General features: G+C 40.2%; 1 protein-coding gene. It reads right to left on the bottom strand.

What is annotated here, in order from left to right:
* On the bottom strand, positions 1 to 227 hold a 227-nt coding region (locus I6E61_RS14330; protein WP_197135313.1), incomplete at its 3' end, for a hypothetical protein.
* Between the last annotated feature and the right edge of the window lie 288 nt (positions 228 to 515).

Raw genomic sequence — 515 nt, forward strand, 5'->3', positions numbered from 1 at the left:
CCGTCAAGACCAGCAACTTCAGTTTCAAAAGTTGAAACTTTAGCTGATTCTGTCATTTCAGTTTGAAGTGAAATCCAAAGTTCTTCAAGTTCGCGAACTGTAGGAAGTTCTTTAGCAGCAGCTAATGAACGTAAGATTTCAGCACGGCCAGGTTTCTCAGCACTAACTAGTGATGCTTCGATAGAACCGATAGCGTCTTGAGCTGCACGACGTACAACACCAAACATCTCACCCAAAGTACCTTGAGCACTTTGAAGAGCTGCTTCTTTTTCAGCTAACGTGTTTTCATTTTGTGCATATTGCTTAGTTAAGCTTTCACCACGAGACTTCTCAGAAGCAAGTTGGCTTTTAGCTTTATTAAGTAAAGATTGCTTGTCAGCACGATCTGATAAGAACTCTTGTTCACGTTTCTTATCGATTTTACCTTCAGAGATACGCTCTTGCTTTACTTGCTCAAGTATTTTATCTAGAGCTCCAGTATTTGCATGTGCATTTAACGCGGTATATCATTTACG

The sequence above is a fragment of the Psychrobacter sp. NZS113 genome, from assembly GCF_015864825.1.
GTDB lineage: Bacteria > Pseudomonadota > Gammaproteobacteria > Pseudomonadales > Moraxellaceae > Psychrobacter.